The sequence below is a fragment of the Streptomyces sp. NPDC093149 genome (assembly GCF_044754145.1).
In the GTDB taxonomy this organism is placed as follows: Bacteria; Actinomycetota; Actinomycetes; order Streptomycetales; family Streptomycetaceae; genus Streptomyces.
Genome location: NZ_JBIVON010000002.1, coordinates 590,124 through 604,027, shown reverse-complemented (window position 1 = coordinate 604,027; position 13,904 = coordinate 590,124). Strand labels below are relative to the sequence as shown.

The following is a 13,904-nucleotide window of genomic DNA, read 5'->3' as shown; positions in this document are numbered from 1 at the left end:
CGACCGCGCAGGCGGTCGCCGGGGTGGGGCTCACGACCGGCTCACCGCCCTCAGCCCGGCCCCGGCACCCGTCACGGCGATCGCGCCGTCCGTGTCCGTGCGCAGCACCACCGCACCGCCCGCTCCGAGCGCGTCGACGGTGCGTGGGGCCGGGTGACCGTACGGGTTGTCCCTGCCGACGCTCACCAGGGCCAGTCTCGGGTGCGCGCTGCGCAGCAGAGCGGGGTCCTGATGGGCGGAGCCGTGATGGGCGACCTTGAGGACGTCCACCCGTGGCAGCGCGGGACGGCTGCGCAACAACCCCTGCTGGGCGGGAGGTTCGAGGTCGCCCAGCAGCAGCAGGGTCAGCCCGCCGGTCCGGACGTACAGGGTGACGCTGGCGTCGTTCGGCTCCTGCGGCACGGGCCAGGCCCCCGGGACCGCCGATGAGCCGCCCGCCCCGATGGCGCCCGCCCCCGTACCGCCCGTCGGCCAGAGAACCCGCCAGTCGAGCGGCCCGATCCGGCGGCGCTCACCGGGAACGGCCCGCACCAGAGGGACGCGCGACACGGCAGCGGTTCTCCGTACGAACGCGACCTGGTCCGGTGGTTCGTCCAGGCTCGTCGTCTGGATCGCTCCCACCGCCCGGCCCCGCAGCACGCCGGGCAGACCCCGCACATGGTCCGCGTGGAAGTGCGTGAGCACCAGGAGCGGCACCTCGGTGATGCCCAGGTCGCGCAGGCACCGATCGGCGAGCCGGGGATCGGGGCCGGTGTCGACGACCACGCCCGTGCCGTCCCCCGCGGCCAGCACCAGCGAATCGCCCTGCCCCACGTCACACATCGCGAACGCCCAGCCCGGCGGCGGCCATCCGGACAGCACCCGGGTGAGGGGGACGGGGCGCAACACCGCGAGGAGCAGCAGCAGTACGGCGGCCGAACAGACCCAGGGACGGCGCACGACACGACGGGCGCACAGCACCACGAGAGCCGTCAGCGCGGCGAGCAGCAGCGCGCCCCTCCCGCCGCCGGGCCAGTCGATCTCCGCACCGGGCAGGGCCGCCCCGGTGCGGGCCACCGAGGCGATCCACCCGGCCGGCCACCCCGCGATCCGGGCAAGCAGCTCTGCCACCGGCATGGCCACCGGTGCCAGGGCGAGTGCGGCGAACCCGAGAACCGTGGCGGGCGCCACCGCGAACTCGGCCAGCAGATTGCACGGGATCGCCACCAGGCTGACCCGGGAGGCGAGCAGGACGACCACCGGCGCGCACACCGCCTGCGCGGCGGCGGCCGCGGCCAGCGCCTCGGCAAGCCGGGGCGGAACCCGACGCCGCTGCAGTGCGTCGCTCCATTTCGGGGCGATGGTGAGCAGGGCTCCGGTGGCCAGGACGGAGAGGACGAAGCCGTAACTGCGCGCCATCCACGGGTCGTACAGGACCAGCAGGAGGACCGCGGCGGCCAGCGCGGGGATCAGTGACCTGCGGCGTCCCGTGCCGATGGCGAGCAGCGTGATCAGTCCGCAGGCCGCGGCCCGCAGCACGCTCGGCTCGGGTCTGCAGACGATGACGAAGGCGAGCGTGAGTCCGCCGCCGAGCAATGCGGTCGTCCGCAGCGAGATGCCCAACCTGGGTGCCAGGCCTCGACGTTCGGCGCGCGTCGCCGTGCCCGGCGGTCCGATCAGCAGGACGAGCAGGATCGCCAGGTTGGCACCGGAGACCGCCATCAGGTGGGTGAGGTCGGTCGCCTGGAAGGCATCGCGCAGTTCCGGGGTGACCCGTGAGGTGTCGCCGACCACCAGGCCCGGCAGGAGAGCCCGCGCATCGGGATCGAGCCGCTCGGTCGCCTGCCGCAGCCCGCCACGCAGAGCACCCGCCGTGCGCTGGACCGAGGAAGGCGGCCCGGTGACGCGGGGCGGGCCTTTGCCCTCCGGCCGCAGCACGGCGGCATTGCGTTCCCCGTCGTGCCGCGAAGGTGCCAGCCGGCCGCCGACGCGCACGCGCGTGGAGGGGAGCAACTGCTGCCACTGGGCCGTCGATCGGCCGGGCGGGACGATGAGCAGCACCGGCGTGCTCAACCGGGTGACCGCCCCGTCGGGCCCGGTCAACGCCGTGATCTCGGCGTCCATGAGGAGCGAGGCGGGCATGCTGTGATCGCCGCGCACCCGGGGCAGGGTCCACCGGGCGTCGGACGTCACCGTCACCTCCGCCTCGACCCTCGCGAATCGCTGGGCCAGCCCCGGGACCGGCCCCTGCCGTGCCTCGGCACGGTGCAGCCCGGCCGACGCGGCCCCGGCCGCCGCGCAGAGGAGCGCCGCAGCCGCGGCCGTCACGGTTGTGGTCGCGTTGCCGCGCGGCCGCCGATCGCGTACCGCGTCTTCGCCCCGTGCGGCCGCTCCCCCGGTACCGGCCGACCGGCTGCGCATCGCACGGGTCGCCGACAATCCCCGCATCGCCAGGAGCACCATGGCCGCACCGACGCAGAGCACCACGCCCGCCGTCGTCCACCGCCCCGGCGCGCTCAGCGCGAGCGACGCTCCGGCCCAGGCCGCCATGGCCGGCGGGACCAGTCGGAGGTCGAGCGGGCCCTCGTGCCGCGGGTCGGAGGCACCCGACCGCCGGCCCGATGCCGCCGCATGGACATCCGGGGGACTCACGGCCCCACCAGCGGCCGGAGGTCGGCGAACCGGCGGTCGCCGATCCCGTTGACCTCGCGGAGTTCGTCGACGGACCGGAATCCGCCGTGCTGTGTGCGGTAGTCGATGATGTGCTGGGCGAGAACCGGGCCGACACCGGGCAGGGTGTCGAGTTGCTCGACGGTCGCCTGGTTGAGACTGACCGGTCCGGCCACGGGCCCGCTGCCGGCGCCCGGGGCGACTCCTCCCGCACCGCCGGTGCCGACGGGGCCAGGTGGGACACCCACCACGATCTGCTCTCCGTCCATGAGCACGCGAGCCCGGTTGAGGCCTGCGAGATCGGCACCCGGCCTGGCTCCGCCCGCCGCTCGCAGCGCATCGGCGACCCTTGAGCCGGACGGCAGTCGAAGAACCCCCGGCTTTCGGACCTTTCCGCTCACATCGACGACGACGTGCCCGTCCGGCCCTGTCGCGGGTGGCAGCCCGGGTGTCGGTTCGGGCAGTGCGTCGCCCGCCGCCACCGGTTTCGAAGTCCTGCCGGACGCACCCTCGTTGACCGGATCAGGAACGCGTACGGAATGAGGGCGCGCGGACCAGAAATGCACCGCGGCGAAGACCGCGGCCGCGACCAGGACAACGGCCAGCGCGGCGAGGGTCCGCGGCTGCACGCCGCATCTGAGCTGCAGCCACATCGGAATCCGCTCCCGCAACGCGGGAATCGTCCGCTCCCACCGCCCCGGTGCCGCGGAGCCGGACACCGAGGTCGGGATCGGGGTCGGCGACGACGACGGCGACGGCGACGGCGACGGCGACGGCGACGGCGTCAGGGTGGCTGTCGAGGTCGCCGACGGGGCAGCCGTCGAGGGCGACGCGGAAGCCGTGGCTGTCACCGCGGCCATGGTCATGGCCCTGCCGACAGCGGAACTCGCCGTCGGAATAAGGCCCGGGGGCCGAGCCGGGGCGAAAGCGGCAGCAGGAACCGCAGCAGGGACAGAAGTGAAAGAGGGCGCAGGCGCCGCAGCGGAGGCGGAGAGGGAAGAAGGGCCCCGAGCGGAAGCGGGCGCCGAAACCGGAGCCACTGCCGTCCCCGACGCGGGCCGCGCCACTCGTCCGCCGTACGCCCCTGTCATGAGGGCGTCCGCCCGACCGCGCGAAGCCGCCGCTACGTCCTCCGCGCGCCCGCGCGAGGACCGCCGTCGCCCGGGGCCCGGACCGGGGCCGTTACCGGCGCGGCCGGGACCGCTGCCGCTTCCTCTGGTTGCACGATGTGATCGGGGAGCCATGCCTCACGACGGTAGGCACATTCGTCCGCACTTGCCGAACAGGCCCAATTCCGGTGGACAACCCACCAGTTGTGGACAACTCGACCACCCCGACGAGTGAATGCCGATGAGCTGGGTCGTCGGACCGGCTTCAGCGCGGTGAGACCACGGCCCCGAGCAGACCGGGCCCGGTGTGCGCTCCGATCACCGCACCCACCTCGCTGACATGCAGTTCGACGAGGCCGGACACCCGCTCGCGCAACCGCTCCGCCAGCCGCTCGGCACGCTCGGGTGCCGCCAGGTGATGTACGGCGATGTCCACCTGGTCACCTCCCGCCCGCTCCGTGACGATCTCCTCCAGGCGCGCGATCGCCTTCGAGGCCGTCCGTACCTTTTCCAGCAGTTCGATGCGGCCTCCGTCCAACTGGAGCAGCGGCTTCACGGCGAGCGCCGAACCCAGCAGTGCCTGCGCGGCCCCGATACGGCCGCCGCGGCGCAGATAGTCCAGCGTGTCGACGTAGAAGTACGCGGAGGTGCCCGCGGCCCGCTTCTCCGCCGCCGCGACGGCCTCGTCCAGGCTTCCGCCCGCCTCCGCCGTCTCCGCGGCCGCCAGGGCGCAGAATCCGAGGGCCATGGCGACCATCCCTGTGTCGACGACCCGTACCGGGACCGGCGCGTCCTTCGCCGCGAGCAGGGCGGCATCGTACGTACCCGAGATCTCGGCCGAGAGGTGGAGCGAGACGATGCCCTCGGCTCCTGCCTCGGCGGACGCCCGGTACGCGGCGGCGAAGACTTCCGGGCTGGGCCGGGAGGTCGTCACGGGGCGACGCTTCTGGAGTGCCAGGGCGAGGGAGCGGGCCGAGATCTCGGTGCCGTCCTCCAGAGCCTGATCACCGAGGACGACGGTCAGCGGCACCGCGGTGATGCCGTGCCGCTCCATCGCCTCGGGCGGCAGGTAGGCCGTGGAATCGGTGACGATCGCGACATGGCGGGACATGAGCGGGAGGTTACCTGGCGAGTCCGCGGCTCGGCAGTCCGACCCCGACCGAATGATCGCTCCCGATCTCTTCGAACCGCATCCTGTCGCCGCCGGTCGACGAACGTCTCAGTCGGTTCGTCATTTCGAGCCAGGCTCGGCCCGCCGTTTCAGGCCGGGCTCGGTTCGCCGTTCCGGGCCGGGCTCGGTTCGCCGTTTCGAGCCGGGCTCAGTTCGTCGTTTCGGGCCGGGCTCAGTTCGTCGTTTCGGGCCGGGCCGTCTTCTGCCACGGGTACGCGGCCCGTCCTCGCGGGTCCGGAGCCGTGATCGCCTGTGCCGCGTCGTCGGCCGGCCCGGCCCCCTGCTCCCGTCGGCTCCCCCGCGCTTGTCCCTGCGCCTGCCCGGTCCCCGGCTCATGCCGCTCGCCCTGCGGCTGTCCCTGTCCGCGGACAGGCTCGTCCGGCTCCACCGTCCAGTGCCGCAGCGCCCCCGCCTCCACGTCGATCTGCGCGTTCAGCGCGTCCAGATCGTCCTCGATGAACTGCCGCGCCCGGTCGCGCGCGGCCCAGCGCAGCGAATCCGCCGAGTGCGTGATCCGCTCCGTACGCTGCTTCAGACCCGGCAGCAGCGAGGCGACCGTCGCACGGTCGGGTTCGCGCTCCAGTCTCTTCAGGTCGTCGTCCAGCTCCCGACCGTGCGCACTCAGCCGCTGGAAGAGGCCCAGCGACTCCGAGAGCGACGCATCCTCCACGACGCCCGTCCGCAGCGCCTCCTGTGTGGCCCGCATGGACGTGCGCAGCGAGAGCCGCAGCTGGGCCAGCTCACCGGCCACGCCCGGCTGACCGTAGCTCTTCGCCCGCAGCGTGGTGTCCTCGACGGTGCGGCGTGCCTGGGTGATCGTGCGATCCACGCCCCGCTTCGCGGCGCCGATGGCCTTGACGCCCGCATAGACGCCCAGGGCCACGAACGCGAAAAAGAGCAACCCCAGAATCAGGATCACGGCTTCCATGAGCGCCCCTCGGATGTCGTTTCGGCTGCCGGGTGCCGGCCCCTCCACGGTAAACGGAAAGGGCAGGCCGCGGGTTCCTTCGGAACCCCCAACCTGCCCGTAGGGGAACGCCCCCACATCGCCGTACGCCATCATGCGGCTACGCGACGGACGTCACGCGAGAACGATGCACACCCTCGCGCGGCGACCGTCGGCGCCGTCATGCCGGAACGATGTTGACCAGCTTCGGCGCGCGCACGATCACCTTGCGGATGCCCGCGCCGTCCAGCGCCGTGACCACGGCCGGGTCGGCCAGGGCCAGTGCTTCCAGCTCCTCGTCGGTGATCGACGGGGAGATCTCCAGGCGTGCCTTCACCTTGCCCTTGACCTGTACGACACAGGTCACGGTCTCGTCCACGACGTATGCCGGGTCGGCGACCGGGAAGTCCTGGTGCACGACCGACTCGGTGTGGCCCAGGCGCCGCCACAGTTCCTCGGCGATGTGCGGCGCCAGCGGCGCCACCAGCAGCACCAGCGACTCGGCGACGCTCCGGGACAGCGGGCCGCCCGCCTTGGTCAGGTGGTTGTTCAGTTCGGTGACCTTGGCGATCGCCGTGTTGAAGCGCATCCCGGCCATGTCCTGGCCGACGCCGTCGATCGCCTTGTGCAGCGCACGCAGCGTCTCCTCGCCCGGCTCCGTGTCGACGACGGTGACCTCGCCGGTCTCCTCGTCGACGACATTGCGCCACAGCCGCTGCAGCAGTCGGTACTGGCCGACGACGGCGCGCGTGTCCCACGGCCGCGACACGTCCAGAGGGCCCATCGCCATCTCGTACAGGCGCAGCGTGTCCGCCCCGTACTCGGCGCAGATCTCGTCCGGCGTGACGGCGTTCTTCAGGGACTTGCCCATCTTGCCCAGGACGCGGCTGACCTTCTCGTCCCGGTAGTAGAACTTTCCGTCGCGCTCCTCGACGTCCGCCGCCGGGACCGCGATGCCGCGGCTGTCCCGGTAGACGAACGCCTGGATCATGCCCTGGTTGTACAGCTTGTGGAACGGTTCGGCGGACGAGATGTGCCCCAGGTCGTGCAGCACCTTGGACCAGAAACGGGCGTACAGCAGATGCAGCACGGCGTGCTCGGCGCCGCCGACGTACAGGTCGACGCCGCCGGTCGGCTGCCCCTCCCGCGGGCCCATCCAGTACTGCTCGATCTCCGGGTCGACCAGCTTGCGGTCGTTGTTCGGGTCCAGGTAGCGCAGCTCGTACCAGCAGGAGCCGGCCCAGTTGGGCATGGTGTTGGTCTCGCGGCGGTACTTCCTGGGGCCGTTGCCGTCGCCCAGGTCCAGGGTGACGTTGACCCAGTCGGCGTTCCGGGACAGCGGGGTCTCGGGCTGGGTGTCGGCGTCCTCGGGATCGAAGGTGCGCGGCGAGTAGTCGTCGACCTCCGGCAGTTCCAGGGGCAGCATCGACTCGGGCAGCGGGTGCGCGATGCCGTCCTCGTCGTAGACGATCGGGAAGGGCTCTCCCCAGTAGCGCTGGCGGCTGAACAGCCAGTCGCGCAGCCGGAAGTTGACGGTGCCCTCGCCGACACCGTGCGTCTTCAGCCACTCGGTGATCCTCGCCTTGGCGTCGACGACGCCCAGACCGTCCAGCGAGATCTCGTCATTGGCGGAGTTGACCAGCTTCGCTTCGTACGAGGCGAAGGCGTCGTCCCAGGTCGAGGGGTCCGTGCCACGGTCGTCCGACGGCTCGACGACACAGCGCATCGGCAGCTCGAAGGCGCGCGCGAAGGCGAAGTCCCGCACGTCGTGTGCCGGTACGGCCATGATCGCGCCGGTGCCGTAGCCCATCAGGACGTAGTCCGCGATGAATACGGGCACCTTCTCGCCGCTGACCGGGTTGGTCGCGTACGCGCCGGTGAAGACACCGGTCTTGTCCTTGGCCTCGGCCTGCCGCTCCACGTCGGACTTGGCGGCGGCCAGCTTGCGGTACGCGGTGACTGCCTCGGCCGGGGACGCGTGTCCGCCGGTCCACACCGGGTGGGTGCCCTCGGGCCAGGCGGCCGGGATGATCCGCTCGACCAGCTCGTGCTCGGGCGCCAGCACCATGTAGGTGGCACCGAACAGGGTGTCCTGGCGGGTGGTGAAGACGGTGATGTCGCCCGCGCCGTCGACCGGGAAGTCGACGCGCGCCCCCTCGGAACGCCCGATCCAGTTGCGCTGCTGCAGCTTGATGGCCTCGGGCCAGTCCAGCGCGTCCAGGTCGTTCAGCAGCCGGTCGGCGTAGGCGGTGATGCGCATGTTCCACTGGCGCAGCTTGGCCTTGAAGACGGGGAAGTTGCCGCGCTCGGAGCGTCCGTCGGCCGTCACCTCCTCATTGGCCAGGACGGTGCCCAGGCCCGGTGACCAGTTGACGGGCGCGTCGGAGGCGTACGCCAGGCGGTACCCGCCCAGGACGTCCGCGCGCTCGACGGCGCTCAGCGCGCTCCAGTCACGGCCGTCCGGGGTGGCACGCGAACCGCTCTCGAACTGCGCGACCAGCTCGTCGATCGGACGGGCCCGGTCGGCCTCGGTGTCGTACCAGGAGTTGAAGATCTGCAGAAAGATCCACTGGGTCCACTTGTAGTACTCCGACTCGATCGTGGCGAACGAGCGGCGCTTGTCGTGCCCCAGGCCCAGCCGGCGCAGCTGAGCGGTCATGTTCTCGATGTTGGCCTCGGTGGAGACCCGCGGGTGCGTGCCGGTCTGCACGGCGTACTGCTCCGCGGGCAGGCCGAACGCGTCGAAGCCCAGGGTGTGCAGCACGTTGTGCCCGGTCATCCGCTGGTGACGGGCGAAGACATCGGTGGCGATGTAGCCCAGGGGGTGACCGACGTGCAGGCCCGCACCCGAGGGGTACGGGAACATGTCCATGATGAACTTCTTCGGCTTGGCGGCCAGTTCCGGATCGTCGGCCAGGTCACCGGTCGGATTCGGCGCCTCGTACGTGCCCTCGGCGTCCCAGAAGTCCTGCCAGCGTGCCTCGATGTCGGCGGCCATCGCCGCCGTGTAGCGGTGCGGCGCAGCCGTCTCGGCTGCGGAATTCGTCTCGCTCATGATCCTCAAAGCTCCATCGATCGTCATCTGCCGGCGCCCACGTCTACGGACACGCGTCTACGGAAACGAAAAATCCCCTCGCACAGGAGGGGACGCCGCGCCGATTCCGACCAGGCATTCTCACCGGTCGGGACTGATCAGCGCGGCTCGCTAAGCAGAAGGCGTACGGCACGCATGGCGCCAGGGTACCGCACGGACCCGGAGCCGGTCCGGGCACGGCCGCGCCGCGACCGGATCGGCGCACGCGCAACCTCGGCCCGCCGAGCGCGGGACGGACGGCGGAGCTGATCGGATTCGGTCCGCCGGACGGGCCCGCCGCTGCCGGTCACCGCGACCGGGACGCCGCGCAAGGCCTTCCGGGCAAGGGCGGCGCGTTCACGGCCCCGGACGCGCGGTGCACGCCGAACCGAAGGCTCGCGGCAGCGGGCGCAATTGACGCGCATACACAAGAAGCGGGTCACCCTCGAAGGATGACCCGCTTCTTGTTTCTTCACTGTGGAGCTAAGGAGAATTGAACTCCTGACCTCCTGCATGCCATGCAGGCGCTCTACCAACTGAGCTATAGCCCCTTGCCGTGTGCCGCCCGGTTTCCCCTGGCGACATCGAGAACATTACCGGTGACCCCGCCACTCCACCAAATCGATTCCCACCTGGCCCGATTTGACCGATTCACAACACCGCGACCATGCGTTGAGGCAGGGTCTCAGGCAGTGGCGAAGGAGTAGAAGCGCTTGAGGGTGCAGTGCTCCTCCAGCAGCCGTCCGTAGATCGGCTCCCCCTCCAGCTCGCGGTAGGTCTCGATCGGGTCGCCTTTTATGACCAGCGCCCGCGCGCACTCCTCGCACCAGTACTGGTAGTCCGGATTGATCGGATCCATGTCCCTGACGATGGGCGTACCGCTGCCGCACCAGTCGCATTTCCGCCTGTGTGCACCCATGAGTCAGCTCCGGCTTCGGCCGCGGGCAGTGCACACGCAGAGGGCTCCGCCGTTCCCGCCGGGCACGCGGGCCGCACGGGACGGGCCAACGGCAGGACGGCCGGTACGGGCGCGACATCGGGGGACAAGGAGCAGGTCCGGGACCTCGTGGCGGCTCGCAGGCATCGCGCGCTCCCTCCCGTTCGGTCCGTCGCCCCCTCCGGCGGTCCGATTCTGCCATGACCCCGCAAGGGGGTCAGCCCACCGGATGTCCGGCTGGTCACAGGCGCCGCACGAGACCCGCGCACGCGCCTGTCGTCGCGGCCCCGACAGCGCGGGAGCCCATCCCCACCGCGCATGCCCGGCCTCTGTCTCCCGGGCGTATCAAGGCGGTTGAGAGGGAGCGAGCCGAACACCGCGGCACCGATCAGCCCGCCTCTCCGAGTGACGGTCACCCGGACACCGCCCACGTCGGCAGCCTCTTCAGAACGCGCACTCGCCAACACGCCCATGGGGGCGGGACCTGGTGCGGCCGGCCTCGACGAATCGCCCAGCGGCGGCCGCCGGAGGGGATCGCCACGGTGCCACCGGCCGCCGACGGGCTGCCCGACGACTTCGATGCCACTGACCGTCAACGGGCTGCCGGAGCGCCGGATCGTGGTCCGTGCCCCGGCCTACGAGGGGAGCCGACAGCAGATGACGGCGCGGTGGCACCGGGAGATGCGACCGGAGAGAGTCAGGGGAAACGAAAATCCCGCCCCCTGACGGGGACGGGATCTTGATTGTGGAGCTAAGGAGAATTGAACTCCTGACCTCCTGCATGCCATGCAGGCGCTCTACCAACTGAGCTATAGCCCCGCTGCTCGCTGTTTTTCTCTGCGTTTCCGCGCTGCGAACAAGAAGAACTTTAGCCTGTGACCAGCCAGAAAGTGAAATCCGGCCTACGCCGCCCGGAGGTGGCCTCCGAGCACCGCCCCCGAACACCGAAATGACAGGCCCCGGCTCTCCCCGCCACGCCGCCGCCCACACTCCGTCGGCACTCCGAGCCCGGCGTGATCCGAACGAAAGACCCTGGCCAAGAGCCAAGAGCCAAGAGCCAAGGGCCCAGGGATCACGGGACAGCTCTTGGTCAGGTGTCGTCGCCGAGCACCGGCTGGGGCAGAGTGCCGGCATTGTGCTCCAACAGGCGCCAGCCGCGTGCCCCCTCGCCCAGCACCGACCAACAGCAGTTGGAGAGCCCGCCGAGTCCTTCCCAGTGGTGCGACTCCAGGCCCAGCAGCCGACCGATGGTGGTGCGGATGGTGCCGCCGTGGCTGACCACGACGAGCGTGCCGCTGTCGGGCAGTTTGTCGGCGTGTCCGAGCACGACCGGGGCGGCCCGGTCGGCGACCTCGGTCTCCAGCTCACCGCCGCCGCGGCGCACGGGCTCGCCGCGCTTCCACGCGGCGTACTGCTCGCCGTACTGCCCGACGATCTCCTCGTGCGTGAGGCCCTGCCAGGCGCCCGCGTAGGTTTCGCGCAGTCCCGCGTCGTGCGCGACTTCGAGGCCGGTGATCGCGGCGAGCTCGGCGGCCGTGGCCGTCGCCCGCTGAAGATCGGAGGCGACGATCGCGTCCGGCTTCAGCGAGGCGAGCAGCCGGGCGGCCCGCTGAGCCTGTCCGACACCGGTCTCGGTGAGCGCGATGTCCGTGGAGCCCTGGAACCGGCGCTCCAGATTCCATGCCGTCTGGCCGTGCCGCCAGAGAACGATCCTGCGGCCCCTGCCGCTTCCGGTGCCGTTCAGCTCTGCTCACCTTCCGTGCTGCCGGTGAGCCTGGCGTGCTCCTCGGCCTTGCCGCGGGTCTTGACGGCGTCCTCGGGGAGCGCGATCTCGGGGCAGTCCTTCCAGAGGCGCTCCAGCGCGTAGAAGACCCGCTCCTCGCTGTGCTGGACGTGGATGACGATGTCGACGTAGTCGAGGAGGATCCAGCGCGCGTCGCGGTCGCCCTCACGGCGTACCGGCTTGGCGCCCAGCTCCTTCTGGAGCCGTTCCTCGATCTCGTCGACGATCGACTTGACCTGGCGGTCACTGGGGGCCGAGGCCAGCAGGAAGGCGTCCGTGATCGACAGCACGTCGCTGACGTCGTACGCGATGATGTCGTGCGCGAGCCGGTCGGCGGCCGCCTGGGCGGCGGCGTTGATGAGCTCGATGGAGCGGTCCGTGGCGGTCACAAGCAGGCTTTCGTCGGCGGTCAGATCAACCCCTAGGGTCTCACGGACCGCCGACAGCCCACGCAGCGAACGTTCGACGATCGAATCGACGTCATCCGGGCAGTGCGGACCCGGTCATTTGATGACGTAGTCCTGGCCGATCACGACGGAGACATCGGCGTTCGCGGCGGGCTTGCCCTGCTTCACCGCGCTCGTCGGCAGGCCCAGGGTCTTCGCGGCCTGTGTCGCCTTGTCCTTGTCCGCCGCGGTCTTGTAGACGACCTCGGACAGTGCCAGGGTCTCGGCCGTTCCGCCGCCGACGAAGGTGTAGCCGCCGTTGACCAGCTTGATCCGGGCGGACTCCATGCCGTCCTTGTCACCGGTGGCGTTCTTGACTGCGACCCGCACCGCCGCGTCGGCGTCCGGGGCCTTCACCGTGCCGCCGAGGACGTCCTTGACGACGCTCTCGGTGGCCGCGTCGGTGAGCGTGCCGTCGGCCTGCACCGGCAGGAGTGCCGTCTTGTAGTCGCCGATCTTGGCGCGCTGCGCGAGCTTCGCCAGCGAGGCACCGAGGTCCTTCTCGGGGAGGGACGGGTCGAGGATCTGCGCCAGCGTCTGCACGGTGACCGTGGCGGCCTTCGGGTCGTCCGAGATCTTCCGCAGGACGCCCCGCAGAACCTCTCCGAACCGCATGAGCTGCTTCGTCTCGGCCTCACCGGGCGGCCGGTAAGTGGCGTACGCGACGGCCATCCGACCGCTCAGCGTCTGCGCCTCGCCCTTCTTCACCAGGGGCGAGGCACCCTTCTTCGTGTCGGGCACCTCGGTGTCGGTGTCGATCTCGATGTTGCCGACCAGATCGACGAGGGTCTCCAGATAGGGGGTGTCGAGCCGCCACGTACCGCTGATCCTGGTGCCGAGCAGGGTGTCGATGGAGCCGCGGGTGCCGGTGGCGCCGTCGTCCTCGACGGACTTGCCGAGCGTGGTCGTGACGCCTTCGTCGTCGGAGACCGCGAGCGAGTTGGGGAGCAGGACGGTGGTTCCCTGTTTGGTCGTCACATTGTCGACGAGCAGCGCCGTGGAGGTGCCGCCCTTCTTGGTGTCGTGCAGATGGACCACGATGACGTCCCGCTTCTGCGGGCCCGTCGAGGCCGTGTTGTCCTTCTCCGAGCCGGAGAGGCCCGGCAGCTTTCCGGCGGACCAGAGGTAGCCGACACCGCCGACCACCACCAGGGCCACCACGACTATCAGTGCGACCATGCGGTTGCGGCCGCGACGCCGTGCCTCCTCGCGCCGCTCACTGCGGCTCTCGGTGAACTTCAGCCAGTCGATGACGTCTTCGGAGTCCTCGTCGGGCTCTTCGATGAAGGAGAACTGTTCGGTGCGGTAGTCGGCACGGCGCTGTCCTGGAACGGCCGGTTCCGGCTCGGTCTCAGCGTCGGGCTCCGGCTGGGGCTCCGGCGTGACCGGTGCCGGTGCGGGCGTGGTCTGCTGCGCGGCGGCCTGCTGCGGGACGTTCCACTGCTGGGTGGTGTCGACCGCGGCGGGCTGCCCGCCGGTGTCGTAGCCGTAGCCGTCGTAATCGCCATACGTCTGCTGGGGCTGTTGCGGTTGCTGGGGCTGCTGGGAGCCGTACGGGTCGTACTGCTGCTGCGGCTGCCCGGGGTGCGGCTGCTGAGGCTGCGCGTACGGGTCGTATCCGTACCCCTGATCGGCCTGATGTGACTGCTGCTGCGGCTGCGCAGGCGCATACGGGTCGTACGCCTGCTGTCCGGGCTGCTGGTACACCGGCTGCCCGTACTCGTCGTAGCCGATGATCTGCGGCTGCTGGTAGTACGGGTCGTACGGGTTCTGTCGGTCGTTCACCGGTG

The 13,904-nt window shown here is 70.9% G+C and carries 9 protein-coding genes and 2 tRNA genes; all 11 read right to left on the bottom strand.

The window, feature by feature from the left end; translation table 11 throughout:
- Positions 1-30 precede the first annotated feature (30 nt).
- Positions 31-2,631, bottom strand: coding sequence for a ComEC/Rec2 family competence protein (locus ACIQCZ_RS09195; RefSeq protein ID WP_402280912.1), 2,601 nt, complete (start codon positions 2,629-2,631; stop codon positions 31-33).
- Complete coding sequence (locus ACIQCZ_RS09190; RefSeq protein WP_402280911.1) at positions 2,628-3,320, bottom strand: helix-hairpin-helix domain-containing protein; 693 nt, start codon at positions 3,318-3,320, stop codon at positions 2,628-2,630. Before ACIQCZ_RS09190 ends, ACIQCZ_RS09195 begins: the two co-directional genes overlap by 4 nt.
- A gap of 703 nt (positions 3,321-4,023) precedes the next feature.
- Positions 4,024-4,869 carry a DegV family protein gene (locus tag ACIQCZ_RS09185; RefSeq protein ID WP_402280909.1) on the bottom strand — a complete coding sequence of 282 codons (846 nt, stop codon included), beginning with the start codon at positions 4,867-4,869 and terminating at the stop codon, positions 4,024-4,026.
- A 232-nt stretch (positions 4,870-5,101) separates the two neighbouring features.
- On the bottom strand, positions 5,102-5,857 hold the full coding sequence (locus ACIQCZ_RS09180; RefSeq protein WP_402280907.1) for a hypothetical protein: 756 nt from the start codon (positions 5,855-5,857) through the stop codon (positions 5,102-5,104).
- 199 nt (positions 5,858-6,056) lie between these two features.
- Positions 6,057-8,930 (bottom strand): leucine--tRNA ligase, encoded by a 2,874-nt coding sequence (gene leuS, locus ACIQCZ_RS09175; RefSeq protein WP_402280906.1) that lies wholly within the window; start codon positions 8,928-8,930, stop codon positions 6,057-6,059.
- A gap of 496 nt (positions 8,931-9,426) precedes the next feature.
- Positions 9,427-9,499 (bottom strand) — tRNA-Ala (locus ACIQCZ_RS09170).
- Between the two features lie 134 nt (positions 9,500-9,633).
- Positions 9,634-9,867, bottom strand: coding sequence for a hypothetical protein (locus ACIQCZ_RS09165; protein ID WP_259927460.1), 234 nt, complete (start codon positions 9,865-9,867; stop codon positions 9,634-9,636).
- Between the two features lie 764 nt (positions 9,868-10,631).
- A tRNA-Ala gene (locus ACIQCZ_RS09160) sits at positions 10,632-10,704 on the bottom strand.
- 271 nt (positions 10,705-10,975) lie between these two features.
- Entirely contained in the window at positions 10,976-11,629 is a 654-nt protein-coding gene (locus ACIQCZ_RS09155; RefSeq protein ID WP_402281267.1) for a histidine phosphatase family protein, read from the bottom strand.
- Positions 11,626-12,057, bottom strand: a complete 432-nt coding sequence (gene rsfS / locus ACIQCZ_RS09150; RefSeq protein ID WP_376210714.1) for a ribosome silencing factor — start codon at positions 12,055-12,057, stop codon at positions 11,626-11,628. Before rsfS ends, ACIQCZ_RS09155 begins: the two co-directional genes overlap by 4 nt.
- A 114-nt stretch (positions 12,058-12,171) precedes the next feature.
- Positions 12,172-13,899: an LCP family protein gene (locus ACIQCZ_RS09145; RefSeq protein ID WP_402280903.1), complete on the bottom strand. Its 1,728-nt coding sequence runs from the start codon at positions 13,897-13,899 to the stop codon at positions 12,172-12,174.
- Between the last annotated feature and the right edge of the window lie 5 nt (positions 13,900-13,904).